Origin of the sequence: Mycolicibacterium lacusdiani (assembly GCF_021916785.1) — a bacterium.
Lineage (GTDB): Bacteria > Actinomycetota > Actinomycetes > Mycobacteriales > Mycobacteriaceae > Mycobacterium > Mycobacterium lacusdiani.
The window spans coordinates 735,232-750,547 of record NZ_JAKCFC010000002.1; the positions used below are offsets into that span (position 1 = coordinate 735,232).

Below are 15,316 nucleotides of genomic sequence, written 5' to 3' on the forward strand. Positions count from 1 at the left end.
CCGCCCCGACGACGATCCGGACCGAGATCGCTGGCTGCGGGACAACGTCCCGCCACACCACGGCTGACCTGTGCTTTCCCGCTGAGCGAAATGCGGCGGGCCCGAGGTGCGCACTTCGTCCCTTGGATACTTTCGGTATGTGACCGGCGTCGATGACGTAGTGCCTTCGTAGACGGGCCCGTACACGAGTCGGCTTCGGTACGCCTCAGCAAATCGCTTCTTCGCCTGTGCGTCTCCCAAACTCGAGAATCGCTTGCGTTGCCGGGGGGATGCCTCACCGTTATGTTTCTGCTGTCAACGATGAGCGATTGATAAGAGCAACATGTGGACTTTCTAATTCCGCTCACATGAAGCTCTTGCACGGTGTGTGGTTGAGGCGTAAGACCACCCACCGGAACCACCGCGGTGAGCCTGCCGGATCACCTTCGACACAAAAGGGAGAACATGAAGGCAATCAGTCGGGTGCTGGTCGCGTTGGTCGCGACCATCGCGGCTCTGTTCGCGAGCACGGGCACCTCACACGCAGGTCTGGACAACGAGCTGAGCCTCGTTGACGGCAAGGACCGCACGCTGACCGTCCAGCAGTGGGACACGTTCCTCAATGGCGTGTTCCCCCTGGACCGCAACCGGCTCACCCGTGAGTGGTTCCACTCGGGCAAGGCCAAGTACATCGTCGCGGGCCCCGGTGCCGATGAGTTCGAGGGAACGCTGGAGCTGGGTTACCAGATCGGCTTCCCCTGGTCGCTCGGTGTGGGCATCAACTTCTCGTACACCACCCCGAACATCCTGATCGACGATGGCGACATCACCGGCCCTCCCTTCGGCCTGGAGTCGGTCATCACCCCGAACCTGTTCCCCGGCGTGTCCTTCAGTGCTGACCTGGGCAACGGCCCCGGCATCCAGGAAGTCGCCACCTTCTCGGTGGACGTCGCGGGTCCCGACGGTGCGGTTGCCGTCTCCAACGCGCATGGAACGGTGACCGGTGCTGCCGGTGGCGTGCTGCTGCGTCCGTTCGCCCGCTTGATCTCGAGCACCGGCGACAGCGTCACCACCTACGGCGAGCCCTGGAACATGAATTAACAATTGTCACTCCTGTGACGATCACCAAGTAGCGGTGCGTGCCGGTCGGACTTCGGTCCGGCCGGCACGCTCGCTCCGCAGGGCCGCAGTCACCGCAGTTCACCATCTAGAAGGGTCAACCCAAATGAAGGCAATTAGTCGGGTGCTGGTCGCGTTGGTCGCGACCATCGCGGCTCTGTTCGCGAGCACGGGCACCTCACACGCAGGTCTGGACAACGAGCTGAGCCTCGTTGACGGCAAGGACCGCACGCTGACCGTCCAGCAGTGGGACACGTTCCTCAATGGCGTGTTCCCCCTGGACCGCAACCGGCTCACCCGTGAGTGGTTCCACTCGGGCAAGGCCAAGTACATCGTCGCGGGCCCCGGTGCCGATGAGTTCGAGGGAACGCTGGAGCTGGGTTACCAGATCGGCTTCCCCTGGTCGCTCGGTGTGGGCATCAACTTCTCGTACACCACCCCGAACATCCTGATCGACGATGGCGACATCACCGGCCCTCCCTTCGGCCTGGAGTCGGTCATCACCCCGAACCTGTTCCCCGGCGTGTCCTTCAGTGCTGACCTGGGCAACGGCCCCGGCATCCAGGAAGTCGCCACCTTCTCGGTGGACGTCGCGGGTCCCGACGGTGCGGTTGCCGTCTCCAACGCGCATGGAACGGTGACCGGTGCTGCCGGTGGCGTGCTGCTGCGTCCGTTCGCCCGCTTGATCTCGAGCACCGGCGACAGCGTCACCACCTACGGCGAGCCCTGGAACATGAACTAACCGTTCGCCCGCTCATCGAGAACAGCCCCCCGGCTCCGGCCGGGGGGCTGTCTTCTTTCTCTGTGAGGGTCAGTCCTTGTCGGCGCTCGTCACCTTCGCCGTATCCGGGCTGGGCCCGGCACCGGGTGCGCTGCCGCGTCCGTCGACCAGCAGGTCGCGGATCTCGGTGAGCAGGCTCAGTTCGGTGTCCTGAGCCTGTTCCACCTCGCCTCGCTTGCGCAGGCGGTTGTAGGGCGCCACCACGAGGAAGTAGACGACGGCCGCGACCAGGACGAAGTTGATGGTCGCAGAGATCAAGACGTTGAGGTCGATGGTCTGGCCGCCGCCGATGCTGACCTTGAGCAGCCCGACGTCGGTACCGCTGGCGCCGATGCGACTGGTGAGCGGCGTGATGATCGTGTCGGTGAACGACTTGACCAGTGCCGTGAACGCGGTGCCGATGACGACCGCGACCGAGAGGTCGATGATGTTGCCGCGAGCGAGAAACTCCTTGAAGCCCTTGAGCACGAGCTGTCCCCTTCCGGACGTGACGATTGCGCCCCAACCGTAACTCGCCGCAGGCGTGTGGAGTACCGCGTCACCGCAGCGTGAGCGTGAGTGCCTGGGTGAGGGATGCGCCCGCTACCTCGGTCGCGGAGCGTGAGGGCAGCGCGACGAGTACGACGCGCTGATCGCCGCTCGTTGGCGACGACGACCGCTGCGACACCAGCACGACGACGGCCTCGGCAGCCAGCACCCGTGGCGGGGCGTCGGCGTGATCGCCGGGCAGGGTCGATGGGGCAGCGAGTACGTCGACGACGTCACCGGGCCGCAGCAGGTCGAGCAGCGCCGCGTCGGCGAGGTCCAGTGCCACGACCCTCGCGTCCGGCCCTGCGGTGGCTTCGGTCAGACGCGGGGTCAGTAGGCGCACGTCGGTGATGACCTCGCCGCGTCGGGCGGGCCCGGCCAGGTTCATGCCGACCAGCCCGTCGATGTCGGACTGCGCGCCGTCGGGAACCGTTGTTGCCGAATGGGATTCGACGAGGACGTCGGCGTCGGTGAGCGCGGTGCCGGGGGCCAGGTCCCGGGCGGCGACGACGACGTCGACGCGTCCGTCGGCTGGATCCGGGCGTAGGGCGGCCACGGCGGCCAGCACGACGAGGGCACCCGCGAGCGCGCGGCGGGCGGCGACGGTACGCGTCCAGTCGGGGCGTAGTGCCGCGAGGCGGCCCCATGCCGACGGGTCGAGCGAATGCCCCATGCCCTCACGCTAGAGAGCGACGGTCCGGGTGAACATGCCTGGCGCGCAGGCCTGTGGACAACCTCTACTTGGAGCCGGCGGAGGCCGGAGCCGTGCTGCTCGACGACGACTTGCTGCCGCCGTCGCTCGAGGACGAATTAGACGAGCTGGAACTCGAGCTGCTCGATTCCTTGCTGCCGGAGTCCTTGCCTGCCGAACTCGACGACTCCGACGAGGACGACGTCGACGACGACGAATCGCCGTTCGACGAGCTGCTCGACGAACTCTTGGCCGCATCGCGACTGTCGGTGCGGTAGAAGCCGCTGCCCTTGAAGACGACGCCGACCTTGCCGAAGAGCTTGCGCAGACGACCCGAGCACTGCGGGCACGTCGTCAGCGCATCGTCAGTGAACGCCTGTACGGCGTCGAAGCGGTTGTCGCACTCAGTACATGCGTACGAATAGGTCGGCACGTGAACCTCCGAAGATGGTCAAACTTGTTAGCACTCTACCGGTGCAAGTGCTAGAACCGCCAAGCGGCCCGGTCAATTCCTGCCGAGCCGCCGACGCACGGTGACGAGCAGCGCAGTTCACCGCCGCGGTAGTTCGAAGAGTCCTCGCCCCGGTGTCAGCACATGCGTCATGGCCACGTCGTGCGCCTCGCCGGGCAACTCCGCGACGAATTCCTCGTCCCGCACGACCGCGCACAGTCGTGCGCCGGGGCCGATCAGCGGAAGCGAGCGGTCGTAGTAACCGGCGCCTCGGCCGAGCCGGACGCCGCGGCGATCCACGGCAAGCGCGGGCACCAGCACCAGCGCGGCCGATGCGATCGCCTGCGGAGGTTCGTGCGGCGGCGCGGGTTCGCGAAGCCCGAACGGCGCCTCGACCAGCGCGTCGCCGCGGTAGGTGCCCCACGACAGCGGCACCGGGGTGCCGTCGTCGTCCCGCGCGACGGGCAGCAGTACCCGTGCGCCTGCGGCCACCATTGCGTCCAGCATGTCGACCGACCCCGGTTCGGAAGCCACCGGCACGTAGGCGCAGACGACGTCTCCGCGCTCGACGACGGTGCTCAGTGCGGCCCGGATCGCATCCGCTTCAGCGCTGCGGCGCGCCGGTGTCAGCTCCCGGCGGGCGCGCAGCACGGCCGATCGCCACTGCGCCTTCGTCCTCCCGCCGACCGTCACGGTCGCCAGCCTGTCACCCCGCTGGCCGGGTCGCGCAGAGATGGTGGACTCGCAGGGTCGGGAACGGTCGATGGCGTTATCGTGTGACGGATGACTCCACAGGCTCTGGTGCCGATTCCGCGCACCGCCGTCGTTCCCGCCGCAGGCTTGGGAACGCGTTTCCTTCCCGCGACGAAGACGGTTCCCAAGGAGCTGCTGCCCGTCGTCGACACGCCTGGCATCGAGCTGGTAGCCGCCGAAGCCGCCGAAGCGGGCGCCGAGCGTCTCGTGATCATCACCTCCGAGGGCAAGGACGGCGTGGTCGCGCACTTCGTCGAGGACCTCGTCCTCGAAGGCACCCTCGAGGCCCGCGGCAAGCAGCTCATGCTCGAGAAGGTGCGGCGGGCGCCGGCTCTGATCAAGGTCGAGTCCGTGGTGCAGCACGAGCCGCTGGGTCTCGGGCACGCGGTCGGCTGCGTCGAGGACAGCCTGCTGCCCGACGAGGACGCCATCGCGGTGCTGCTGCCCGACGATCTCGTGCTGCCCACCGGCGTGCTGGAGACCATGTCGAAGGTCCGTGCCAAGCGCGGCGGGACTGTGCTGTGCGCGATCGAGGTGCCTGCCGACAAGATCAGTGCCTACGGCGTCTTCGACGTCGAGGTCGTGCCCGACGCCGCCAACCCGAACGTGCTCAAGGTCAAGGGCATGGTCGAGAAGCCCAAGGCCGAGGACGCGCCGTCGCTGTACGCCGCCGCCGGCCGCTACGTGCTGGACCGGGCCATCTTCGACGCGTTGCGGCGGGTGCAGAAGGGCGTCGGCGGCGAGATTCAGCTGACCGACGCGATCGCACTGCTCATCGAGGACGGGCATCCGGTGCACGTGGTGGTGCACCGCGGTACCCGACACGACTTGGGAAATCCCGGCGGCTACCTCAAGGCTGCGGTTGACTTCGCGTTGGAACGCGACGACTACGGCCCCGAGCTGAGGAGCTGGCTGGTCGAGCGACTGGGTCTTCCCGCGGGCTGACGCGGCAATCCAGCCCCCGGGCTGGGCGGCGACGCGCACGTGCGCACGGCGGGCCCTAGGACTGCAGAAAGGCTTGACTTGCGTTCGGTGGAGGAGCAGCAGGCTCGGGTGGCGGCCGCTGCGGTGGCACCCCGACCCGTTCGAGTGGCGATCGCCGAGGCGCAGGGCCTGATGTGCGCAGAGGAGGTCGTCACCGAGCGACCACTGCCCGGCTTCGACCAGGCGGCCATCGACGGGTACGCCGTTCGCAGCGTCGACGTCCTGGGAGCCGGGGCGGACGACGACCAGAACCGCGGCGACCTGAGCCTGCCCGTCATGGGCGTGATCGAGGCCGGTGCCCGCACCCCCAGCCGCCTACAGCCACGTCAGGCCGCCCGCGTCCAGACCGGCGCGCCGATGCCGACCCTGGCCGACGCGGTACTGCCGCTGCGCTGGACCGATGGCGGCGACTCGCGGGTGCGCGTCCTGCGCGGCGTGCGGTCCGGCGCCTACGTGCGCCGCACCGGGGACGACGTCCAGCCCGGTGACGTCGCGGTCCGCGCGGGCACGATCATCGGCGCGGCACAGGTCGGTCTGCTCGCGGCCGTGGGTCGCGAGCGGGTGCTGGTGCATCCCCGGCCGCGACTGTCGGTGATGTCGGTGGGTGGGGAACTCGTCGATACCTCCCGCACGCCCGGCAACGGGCAGGTCTACGACGTCAACTCCTACGCGCTGGCCGCGGCCGGTCGCGACGCCGGCGCCGAGGTCAACCGCGTCGGGATCGTCGACACCGAGGCCAAGACCCTTCGCGACGTCGTCGAGGGTCAGATCAATCGCGCCGAGGTCGTGGTGATCGCCGGTGCGGTCGGCGGGGTGGCCGCCGAGAGCGTCCGCACCGTGCTGGCCGACATGGGCGAGGTCGAAGTCGCCCGCATCGCGATGCATCCCGGGTCGGTGCAGGGTTTCGGCCAACTGGGGCGCGACGGCGTCCCGGTCTTCCTGCTGCCTGCCAATCCGGTGAGCGCGCTGGTCGTGTTCGAGGTCATGGTGCGGCCGCTGATCAGGATGTCGCTGGGCAAGCGGCAACCGCTTCGGCGTGTCGTGCAGGCCCGTGCGCTGTCGCCGATCAGCTCGGTCGCCGGGCGCAAGGGCTTCCTGCGTGGGCAGCTCATGCGCGACCAGGACACCGGCGAGTACCTGGTGCAGGCGCTCGGTGGTGCGCCCGGCGCGTCGTCACACCTGCTGGCGACGCTGGCCGAGGCGAACTGTCTGGTGATGGTGCCGAGCGAGACCGAGGAGGTCCGCACCGGTGAGGTCGTCGACGTGGCCTTCCTGGCCCAGCGCGGCTGACCGACCGGTGGCACGTCGGTGAACCTGTTTCGCTCCGCCTCGATGCACCCGGGCTGGCCCAAGCCGATCGGTCCGATCCGGGTGCGTGCAGGCCTGGTGAGGCTGCGGCCGGTGCGGCTGCGCGACGGCGGCGTGTGGAGCCGCATCCGGTTGGCCGACCGCGCCCACCTCGAACCGTGGGAGCCGGTCGCAGAGGTCAATTGGGAAGTGCGGCATGCTGTTTCGTCCTGGCCGGCGATCTGCTCGGGGTTGCGGGCGGAGGCGCGACGGGGTCGCATGCTGCCGTACGCGATCGAATTGGACGGCGAGTTCTGCGGACAGCTGACCATCGGCAACGTCACCCATGGCGCGTTGCGGTCCGCCTGGATCGGCTACTGGGTGGCTCGCCAATTCAACGGCGGGGGAGTGGCGACCGCGGCGCTCGCGCTGGGCGTCGACCACGGCTTCAGCGGGGTGATGCTGCACCGGATCGAGGCGACGGTGCGGCCGGAGAACGCGCCGAGTCGCCGGGTGCTGGCCAAGACGGGGTTCCGGGAAGAGGGTCTGCTGCGACGGTACCTGGAGGTCGACGGCGCGTGGCGCGACCACCTTCTGGTGGCGCTGACGGTCGAGGAACTGCAGGTGTCCGCGACGGCGGCGCTGGTCCGGTCCGGACGAGCGAACTGGGCGTGAACGTGTTGCAGATGTGACATGAGTGGCGAATGTGCTTGTAGAAGGGGAATTACAGGTGTGTAATTGTCCTCGGCGCGTCCCCCCTCGATGCGCTGGTCGTCAGACCTAGCCTGAAGGGGAAAGGAGCCGGCGCAATGCCAAGCATCCCCCAATCCCTCCTGTGGATCTCCCTCGTCGTGCTCTGGCTGTTCGTCCTCGTCCCGATGCTCATCAGCAAGCGGGACACCGTGCGCCGGACGAGTGACGTCGCGCTGGCCACCCGGGTGCTCAATACCGGTCGAGGCGCGCGACTGCGCAAGCGCGGCCCTGCCGCCGGACACTTCAGCGACCCGGACTGGCGCCCCGCCCAGGAAGACCTCGACGAGTACGACGACGGTTACGACGGGGACGACGCTGAGACCGCACCCCGCAAGGCCGTGGTGCTGGCCGCGAGCGCGGTGGCGAGCGAACCCGACTACCTCGACGTCGACGTCGTCGAGATGGACTCCGGTGCACTGCCGGTGGGAGCGACGGCCCAACCGCAGGCCGACGAGCCCCAGCTGCCGCTCGACTTCCATGCCGAGCCCGACGAGGACGTCCCCGCCGAACCCGAGTACGTCGCGGCCGGGGCCGGCCCTCCCACCGCCGCCATTCGCACTCGCGCCGACGCCGAGTTCTCCGACGACACCGGCGAGTTCGAGGCCGTCGGGCCGGACGTCCGCGAGCCGGCCGCACCCGCCGCCGTCTCCGAGGTCGACGCCACCTTCGAGACCGACGAGGACACCGACGGCCTCGAGGCGATCGACGACGGCACCGACCACGACTACGAGTACGTCGACGACTCGTCGGGCCTGGAAGCCGAGTCCGACGGCGAGCCGAAACTGGCCGACTCCATGTCGCGGGCTCGCACCAACCGGTACGAGACCAAGACCGCCGTGGCGGTCCGCGAGCGCAAGTTCGCCTTCCGCAAGCGCATGCTGATGGCGATGTCGGTGCTCCTGCTCGCTTCGGCCGTGGCGTCCTACCTGGTGAGTCCGAGCCTGTGGTGGTTGTGCGGCACCATCGGCGTCGTCACCGTCCTCTACCTTGCCTATCTGCGACGGCAGACCCGGATCGAAGAGCAGTTGCGGCGCCGCAGGGCGCAGCGCATGGCTCGGTCGAGGTTGGGGGTGGAGAACACCGACGACCAGGAGTTCGATGTCGTCCCTTCACGACTGCGTCGCCCAGGATCGGTGGTCCTGGAGATCGACGACGAGGACCCGATCTTCGAGCATCTCGAGTACACCCGGCTCGAGCGTGACTACGACCTGCCCCGAGCGGCAGGCCAATAGCCGGTCGTTTTCTCGCCGGGCGGGGTGACTGATAACCTGTACCGGCACTAGGGGCTATGGCGCAGTTGGTAGCGCGACTCGTTCGCATCGAGTAGGTCGGGAGTTCGATTCTCCCTAGCTCCACAGAGTTTGACGCAGGACGCCGTGTCGGCCGCACTCCGCGGTCGCGGCCATCATCGAGTCAGAACCCAGCCCATGGCCAGGTCTACGACGACGGTCTATTATCTGCGTATGAATGCAGATAGCGATACCCGCGGCGGTCGGCTTCCCGACGACCAGGTGGGCCTCGTGGTCGAGGTGTTCCGGATGCTGGCCGACGCCACGCGCGTTCAGGTCCTCTGGGCGCTGGTCGGCCGCGAGATGTCGGTCAACGATCTCGCCACCCACATCGGCAAGCCCGCACCGTCGGTGTCCCAGCACCTGGCGAAGTTGAGGATGGCCCGACTCGTCCGCACCCGGCGCGAGGGCACCACGATCTACTACAACCTCGACAACGACCACATCGCACAGCTCGTCACCGACGCGGTCTACAACGCCGAACACGCGGGTCCTGGCGTCCCGGGCCACCACCGCGACACCGCAGGGATCGCCCGGCTACGCGTCGGCGAACCGGGTGGCAGCACGGGAACGGGGCGACGAGCATGATCGGCCACTCGCACACCGACCACGGACATCACCATCACGATCGTCGCGGCGGGAGGTTCGGCGCAGCTCTGCGCGAGGTGTTCGCACCGCACAGCCACGACGCCAGCGACAGCATCGACGGGGCGCTGGAGTCGAGCGCAGCGGGGATCCGCGCGGTCAAGATCAGCCTGCTCGTCCTCGGTGCGACGGCGCTCGTGCAGATCGGCATCGTCGTCGTCTCCGGGTCGGTCGCACTCCTGGCCGACACCATCCACAACGTCTCCGACGCCCTCACCGCGATACCGCTGTGGATCGCCTTCGCGCTCGGTACCAAGGCAGCGACGCGGCGGTACACCTACGGGTTCGGACGCGCCGAGGACCTGGCCGGGCTGTTCGTCGTCGCGATGATCGCCCTGTCGGCCATCGTCGCCGGCGTCGAATCGGTCCGCCGCCTGATCGATCCGGTGCCCATCGAGCACGTCGGCTGGGTCGCCCTCGCCGGACTCGTCGGGTTCATCGGCAACGAACTGGTCGCCCTCTACCGCATCCGCGTCGGCCGCCGGATCGGCTCGGCCGCCCTCGTCGCGGACGGATTACACGCTCGCACAGACGGTTTCACCTCGCTCGCGGTCCTGCTCGGTGCTGGTGGCGTCGCGCTCGGCTTCCCGTTGGCCGACCCGATCATCGGCCTGGTCATCACCGTCGCCATCCTCGCGGTCCTCCGGACTGCCATCCGTGACATCTTCCGCCGCCTCATGGACGCCGTCGATCCCACGTTCGTCGATACCGCTGAGACGGCGCTTGCCGCCGAGCCCGGCGTCACCGGCGTTCGCAGCGTGAAGATGCGGTGGATCGGGCATCGGCTACACGCCGATGCCGAACTCGACATCGATCCGGCGGTCAGTCTCGCCGACGCCCATCGGATCGCCCACGATGCCGAGCACACGCTCACCCACGTGGTCCCGAAACTTCACTCGGCGCTCGTGCACGCCTACCCGGCCAGTCACGGGTCCGACCGTGAATGGACCTAGGGGCGGTCGACGGGTGGGGACGGGAAGCTCAGTGACACTCGCGTGCCGCTCGTATTGGTGTAGAGGCCGACGTGAGAACTCATGGCACGCATCAGGGCAAGGCCACGGCCGCGCGAGACGTCGGTCTTCGACGTGTCGGTCTTCCACCGGCCGAAGTCCTCGACGGTGATGCAGATGGACTGCGAATCGACGTCGGCCGACACCCGGATGGCGCCGGCCGCGCCACCTATGTAGGCGTGTTCGATGCTGTTGCTGCACGCCTCGTTGACGACGAGGACGATGTCGCCGATCCGCTCGTCCGGCGTCCCGAGCGACGACAACCAGGCCGCCACCTGTTCGCGCACGGCCGACAACGACTCAGCGCGCGCCGGAACCACCAGATGTAGCCGCGGCGGTGTCATCGCCGTACCAGCGGACGCCGCGCGTGAGCTACGTCAGTCGTCATCCAAGCTCCCGCGATGTGGTCGTCCCCCCTTGGTGTCTACTTTCACGTCGGAGGGACGACTCAAACATCGGATAGAGTCGACCTGGGTTCAGACCGGAGTCCTTCGCCTTCGAACTGTATGTCCGCCCACACGCGACGTCCGCGTCGTGAGAAGGAAGGGTCGGCCGACGATGCCCCCGAGTCCGGTCATCACACGCGAGGAACGTCGAGATCGCGACGTCACGGTCCTGTTCGTCGAGGGCGACGTCGACCTGGCGACGGCACCGTCACTCGAAGACGCCGTCGCCGCCGCCCGTACGTCCCCGGGTCGCGCACTGATCATCGATCTGACCGGTGTCACGTTCATGGGCTCGGCAGGGCTGCGCGTGCTGGTACTGACCGCGCAGGAACTCGACACGGCCGTGTTCTACGCCGTCGTCGCCGACTCACCGGCCACGCGCAGACCCATCGAGGTGACCGCATTGGACGAGATGTTCGCCACCTTCGCGACATTGGAGGCGGCGCTCGCCGCCTTCGAGGCCGAAGCGACCTGACCTACAACTGGGATGCACCTCCGTCGACGGCCAGTTCGGTGCCGGTGGTGTAGGTGGCGTCGAACGCGAGGAAGGTGATCGCCTTCGCGACTTCCTCGGCCTCGCCGAGGCGCTGCATCGGATTCTCGGCGGCCATCTGAGCGAGGAACTGCCGGGCATCGTCGCGAGGCATGTTCCGCTCCAGGATGCCGGTGTCGATCGGGCCGGGGGACACGGCGTTGACGCGGATGCCACGGCTGGCCAGCTCGCGGGCGAAGGTTCGCGTCATCGACCGAAGCGCAGCCTTGGTCGCCGAGTACACGCTCGTCGATGCGATGCCCTTGACGTGGCTCACCGAGGTCGTGAGCACGACGGCGCTCCCGGCGGGCATCAGCGGCAGGACCCGTTGCAGCGTGAAGAAGGGCGCCTTGGCGTTCAGATCGAACAGTTCGTCGTACGACGCCTCGGTGGTCTCGTCGAGAGTCGCGACGAGAGTTCCGCCTGCGTTGAGCACCAGCAGGTCGACGCCACCGAACTCGGCGGCTGCACGGTCGGCCAGTGCGGTGATGCCGGTCACGGCGTCACTGTCTTCGACGATCGCCGTCGGACCCAGCTGGGCTCGCGCGGCATCGAGGGACGCCGCGGTCCGGCCGGTGACGAGGACGCGAGCGCCGCCGCTCACCAGTGCCTTGGCGGTGGCGAGGCCGATGCCGCTGGTGCCTCCCGTGATGACGACTCGTTTGCCTTCGAGGGTGCTCATGGACGGGCCTTTCCGTTGTCTCGCATGATGATTGAGGTGTTCGTCGATCGACATGGCCTCAGAGCTGGGACTCGCCGCCGTCGACGACCAATTCGATGCCCGCGACGAACGTCGCCTCGAAGGCAAGGAAGGCCACCGCGGGGGCGAACTCGTCGGGATGGCCGAACCGCTGCATCGGGCTGCTCGCGGTGAACTGGGCCTTGAGGAGTTCGGCTCGCTCCGGCGCCTCCTTCTCCAGCTTCCCGGTGTCGATGGAGCCGGGGCTGATCGCATTGACGCGGATTCCCCTCGGCAGCAGTTCCCGGCTGAGGGTGCGCGCCATCGACCGCAGCGCCGCCTTGCTGGCCGAGTAGACGCTGAGCCTGTCCCACCCCGTTCGATTGGCGATCGACGTCGTCAACACGACGCCGCTGCCCGGAGCGAGCAGCGGCGCCAGCTTCTGCACGGTGAAGAACGGACCCTTCGCGTTGATCGCGAACACGTCGTCGAAGGTCCGTTCGGTCACGTCCTCGAAGGCGTCGAAGCTGCCGATGCCCGCGTTCACCACCAGCGCGTGGACGGTGCCGAACTCGGCGGCGGCCCGGTCGGCCAGCGCGTCGATGTCGGTGAGCGAACTGGCGTCGCTTCGCACCGCGACACCGCGGTCGCCGAGTCGGTGAGCGGCGTCCGCCAGTGTCTCGCTGGTCCGTCCCGTCACCATGACGCGTGCGTCCTCGTCCACCAGGTACCGAGCGGCCGCCAGTCCGAGTCCGCTGCTGCCACCGGTGATGACGACGTTCTTGCCGTCGTACCTGCCCATTTCGCCGATCCTCTCGTCGCATCCGTGCCTTCGAGTCTTCGACCGTGGGCGCACGGTGTCCAAGACCTGGTTTGCATCCCGCCATGCCGAATCGGCATGGCGAGGAATACCTCCGGCCACCTGCCGGGTTGGGAGGGTCATGTGGGTGGTGCACGGATGAACGACCTCGGGACCGATCTAGAGCTGCGACTGGTGCGCTACTTCACCGTGGTGGCCGAGCACGGGAACTTCAGCCGCGCGGCCGCCGAGCTGCATCTGGCACAGCCGTCGCTCAGTCGCCAGATACAGCGCCTCGAAGATCGCCTGGGCGTACGTCTGCTGGACCGCACGCCGCAAGGCACGCTGCCCACCGAGGCGGGCAGGGCATTCCTACCGGAGGCTCGTGCGCTGTTGCGGGCCGCTCGTCAGGCGACGCTGGTGACCCGCGCTTACCGGCCGACCGGCAAGGTCATCATCGGATACGTCGAGGATCTGGTGATCACTCCTGCCGTGCGCGAACTGCGTCGGCGTCACCCGAATGCGGAGATCGACACCCGCCACCTCGAGTGCCATGACGGTCGGGTGTTCGCCGAGGGAGGAGTGGACGCCGTCGTCGCCCGCGACCCGCTCACGTTCCCCGCCGACGTCGCCGAGACGACCGTGCTCTACGAGGAGCCACGGATGCTGGTGGTGCCCATCGACCACCACCTGGCCGGCAGGGCGTCGGTCTCGCCGGACGACTTCGCCGGCGAGCAGTTCATCTGCCCGCACGGCGGCGCCCGCGCGCTCTATCCGACGGATTCGTACCGGGGCAGCGACCCCGGTCCCATCTCGGCGGGCCCGGTCAACGAGAGTTTCGAGGACAGAATGGAACTCGTGGCGAGCGGTCAGGCGATCGCGGTCCTGCCGGTGGGCGACCGGCGCAGCTCGCTGCGCACCGATCTGGCGACCGTGCCGGTCGAGCGATTCCCGACCAGCAAGGTCATGGTGGCGACCCGCGTCGGTGACTCCAACCCGCTGGTCGCCGACTTCGTGAACGTCGCGCGGGAGCGCCTCACGGGCGGTTCGGCTCCGCGAGTTGATCGACTGGAGCATGGTCGTCGGTGAGCACCTGGGCGTCGCCGATCCAGTCGGCGAGGTCCGCGCCGGAAATCGTGGTCCACTGGGTCTCGCGCTGTCGCAGGGCATCTCGCAACCTTCGGGGCTCGATCGGCCGGTCCGAGGCGATGACGACGAAGTTTCCGCCGTTCGGCGCGGCCGACGGGTCGACGCCGACGTCCCTGGGTTCCCCGGCGAGGACGACGTGATCGAAGGTCTCTGCGAGAGTCGCCGTTTCAGCCCGTAGGAACGCCAGTGCGCCGTAGTCGATGAGATTGGCGACGTACACGCCGTCGTCCTTCAGCACGCGCCGAACGTCGCCGATCGCCTCCCTGGTGGTGAGGTGCCACGGGACGCTGACGCCGCCGAAGGCGTCGCCGACCACGACGTCGCGGCTGCGCGCGGACAGCTCGCGCAGGCCCAGTCGGCCATCTTCGACCCGTACGTCGATCCCGCCGTCCGGTGTCAGCCCCAGCCTCTCGCGGTCCAAACCGACCACGCCACCGTCGATCTCGGAGACGACGCTGTGGGACCCCGGACGGGTCGCGGCGAGGTAGCGGGCGTACGTCATGCCTCCGCCGCCGAGGTGGTAGGCCGCCAACGGTTCCTTCGGAGGGAAGGCGCTGTCGACGGCGGCGGCGATCGCGCGCACGTAGGCGAACGTCAAGGTGGTGGGATCGTCGACGTCGACGTAGGAGTGCCGTATCCCGTCGAGCACGAGCGTGCGCCCACCGGCACGTTCCGGGTCGCCGATCACGCGGGCGCAGTGATACTGGGTCTCGGCATCGCACCCTCCCGGCGCCACCAGCCCCGCGAGACCGCCCAGTACGACGATGCCGGCGACCGCCGCCGCGCTCGCCCTGCGCCACACCCGCATTCGCCACTCGACGACGAGACTGCCCACCACCAGGAGGGCGCCGAGCCCAACGAGGATGCCGCTCACCGGAACCCGAGAGATCAGCACGAAACCGGTGAGCACGGTGCCGGTGATTGCCCCGATGGTGCCCACTCCGGACAGCGATCCGACCACGGTGCCGGTCTTGGCGAGGGCCGTCAGACGCAGCTTGGTCACCATGGGCGTCACGGCGGACAGCAGGGCGCCAGGAACGAGGATGGTCAGCGACGCGACCAGCAACAGAATGGGTTGCGCCCACTCGGCCGTGGTCCGCACCATCGCGGGCGTGATCGCCACGACGGCACCGGAGACGCCCAACGACGGCGCGATGAGCCTGCGCGGATCCGACCGGTCGGCGAACTGCCCACCGGCCCACGAACCGATCGCGATCGCGGTGAGCGCGATGCCGATGACCAGGGTGCTGGTCTCCAGCGTCAACCCCAGGTACGGCGCGAGCAGGCGCAGGGCAGTGATCTCGATGACCAGCACCGCAGCCGACGAGCCGAAGACGAGCAGCGCAGCAGTGCGGGTACCCATGCCCGGAACCGGTGGGGAGGGCTGAGGTTCGCCCGACGGCGGCGGCGCTGCGGTCACGTCCGCATCCTTCCAAGCCCT

Annotated in this window: 18 protein-coding genes and 1 tRNA gene; 11 read left to right on the forward strand and 8 right to left on the reverse strand. The window is 68.4% G+C overall.

Translation table 11 applies throughout. From position 1 onward, the window contains the following. Positions 1–444: 444 nt before the first annotated feature. Together mspA (LOK44_RS08515) and mspA (LOK44_RS08520) are read left to right on the forward strand one after the other, a co-directional pair. Positions 445–1,080, forward strand: coding sequence for a porin MspA (gene mspA / locus LOK44_RS08515; protein ID WP_237569539.1), 636 nt, complete (start codon positions 445–447; stop codon positions 1,078–1,080). A 124-nt stretch (positions 1,081–1,204) separates the two neighbouring features. Continuing rightward, positions 1,205–1,840, forward strand: a complete 636-nt coding sequence (mspA, locus tag LOK44_RS08520) for a porin MspA (RefSeq protein WP_237569539.1) — start codon at positions 1,205–1,207, stop codon at positions 1,838–1,840. Between the two features lie 69 nt (positions 1,841–1,909). Here mspA (LOK44_RS08520) and mscL read toward each other — a convergent pair whose 3' ends face one another. The 4 genes from mscL to LOK44_RS08540 form a co-directional block, all read right to left on the reverse strand. Continuing rightward, positions 1,910–2,347: a large-conductance mechanosensitive channel protein MscL gene (mscL, locus tag LOK44_RS08525; RefSeq protein WP_237569540.1), complete on the reverse strand. Its 438-nt coding sequence runs from the start codon at positions 2,345–2,347 to the stop codon at positions 1,910–1,912. Between the two features lie 70 nt (positions 2,348–2,417). Continuing rightward, complete coding sequence (locus LOK44_RS08530) at positions 2,418–3,080, reverse strand: SAF domain-containing protein (protein WP_237569541.1); 663 nt, start codon at positions 3,078–3,080, stop codon at positions 2,418–2,420. Positions 3,081–3,144: 64 nt separating this feature from the next. Then, a complete protein-coding gene (locus LOK44_RS08535) occupies positions 3,145–3,531 on the reverse strand; it encodes an FmdB family zinc ribbon protein (RefSeq protein WP_237569542.1) in 387 nt (128 codons plus the stop codon). Positions 3,532–3,648: 117 nt separating this feature from the next. Further along, complete coding sequence (locus tag LOK44_RS08540) at positions 3,649–4,242, reverse strand: 5-formyltetrahydrofolate cyclo-ligase (RefSeq protein WP_237569543.1); 594 nt, start codon at positions 4,240–4,242, stop codon at positions 3,649–3,651. A gap of 90 nt (positions 4,243–4,332) precedes the next feature. On the opposite strand from LOK44_RS08540, the gene LOK44_RS08545 reads away from it, so the two are divergent. The 7 genes from LOK44_RS08545 to LOK44_RS08575 all read left to right on the forward strand — a co-directional run bounded on the left by LOK44_RS08545 (position 4,333) and on the right by LOK44_RS08575 (position 10,213). Beyond that, positions 4,333–5,247 carry a UTP--glucose-1-phosphate uridylyltransferase gene (locus LOK44_RS08545; protein WP_237569544.1) on the forward strand — a complete coding sequence of 305 codons (915 nt, stop codon included), beginning with the start codon at positions 4,333–4,335 and terminating at the stop codon, positions 5,245–5,247. 78 nt (positions 5,248–5,325) lie between these two features. After that, the gene (glp, locus tag LOK44_RS08550; protein WP_163922850.1) at positions 5,326–6,576 is read left to right on the forward strand and encodes a molybdotransferase-like divisome protein Glp; all 1,251 of its coding nucleotides are present in this window, start codon (positions 5,326–5,328) and stop codon (positions 6,574–6,576) included. A gap of 18 nt (positions 6,577–6,594) precedes the next feature. After that, positions 6,595–7,248 carry a GNAT family N-acetyltransferase gene (locus LOK44_RS08555; RefSeq protein ID WP_237569545.1) on the forward strand — a complete coding sequence of 218 codons (654 nt, stop codon included), beginning with the start codon at positions 6,595–6,597 and terminating at the stop codon, positions 7,246–7,248. A gap of 134 nt (positions 7,249–7,382) precedes the next feature. Beyond that, on the forward strand, positions 7,383–8,558 hold the full coding sequence (gene sepX, locus LOK44_RS08560) for a divisome protein SepX/GlpR (protein WP_237569546.1): 1,176 nt from the start codon (positions 7,383–7,385) through the stop codon (positions 8,556–8,558). 50 nt (positions 8,559–8,608) lie between these two features. Further along, positions 8,609–8,681 (forward strand) — tRNA-Ala (locus tag LOK44_RS08565). Between the two features lie 108 nt (positions 8,682–8,789). Then, positions 8,790–9,203, forward strand: coding sequence for an ArsR/SmtB family transcription factor (locus LOK44_RS08570; protein WP_237569547.1), 414 nt, complete (start codon positions 8,790–8,792; stop codon positions 9,201–9,203). After that, positions 9,200–10,213, forward strand: a complete 1,014-nt coding sequence (locus tag LOK44_RS08575; protein ID WP_237569548.1) for a cation diffusion facilitator family transporter — start codon at positions 9,200–9,202, stop codon at positions 10,211–10,213. The genes LOK44_RS08570 and LOK44_RS08575 overlap by 4 nt, the downstream gene beginning before the upstream one ends. Here the strand turns inward: LOK44_RS08575 and LOK44_RS08580 are convergent. Beyond that, on the reverse strand, positions 10,210–10,614 hold the full coding sequence (locus LOK44_RS08580) for an ATP-binding protein (protein WP_237569549.1): 405 nt from the start codon (positions 10,612–10,614) through the stop codon (positions 10,210–10,212). The genes LOK44_RS08575 and LOK44_RS08580 overlap by 4 nt on opposite strands. 214 nt (positions 10,615–10,828) lie before the next feature. Here LOK44_RS08580 and LOK44_RS08585 point away from each other — a divergent pair, with 214 nt between their 5' ends. Beyond that, positions 10,829–11,191 carry an STAS domain-containing protein gene (locus LOK44_RS08585; RefSeq protein WP_237569550.1) on the forward strand — a complete coding sequence of 121 codons (363 nt, stop codon included), beginning with the start codon at positions 10,829–10,831 and terminating at the stop codon, positions 11,189–11,191. 1 nt (position 11,192) lies between these two features. Here the strand turns inward: LOK44_RS08585 and LOK44_RS08590 are convergent, their stop codons facing one another. Both LOK44_RS08590 and LOK44_RS08595 read right to left on the reverse strand, forming a co-directional pair. Next, complete coding sequence (locus LOK44_RS08590) at positions 11,193–11,930, reverse strand: SDR family oxidoreductase (protein WP_237569551.1); 738 nt, start codon at positions 11,928–11,930, stop codon at positions 11,193–11,195. Positions 11,931–11,988: 58 nt separating this feature from the next. Further along, the gene (locus LOK44_RS08595) at positions 11,989–12,729 is read right to left on the reverse strand and encodes an SDR family oxidoreductase (protein WP_237569552.1); all 741 of its coding nucleotides are present in this window, start codon (positions 12,727–12,729) and stop codon (positions 11,989–11,991) included. A gap of 156 nt (positions 12,730–12,885) precedes the next feature. On the opposite strand from LOK44_RS08595, the gene LOK44_RS08600 reads away from it, so the two are divergent. Beyond that, positions 12,886–13,815 (forward strand): LysR family transcriptional regulator, encoded by a 930-nt coding sequence (locus LOK44_RS08600; RefSeq protein WP_237569553.1) that lies wholly within the window; start codon positions 12,886–12,888, stop codon positions 13,813–13,815. Here the strand turns inward: LOK44_RS08600 and LOK44_RS08605 are convergent. Beyond that, complete coding sequence (locus LOK44_RS08605) at positions 13,763–15,295, reverse strand: fused MFS/spermidine synthase (RefSeq protein WP_237569554.1); 1,533 nt, start codon at positions 15,293–15,295, stop codon at positions 13,763–13,765. The two genes, LOK44_RS08600 and LOK44_RS08605, sit on opposite strands and share 53 nt — an antisense overlap. Positions 15,296–15,316 lie beyond the last annotated feature (21 nt).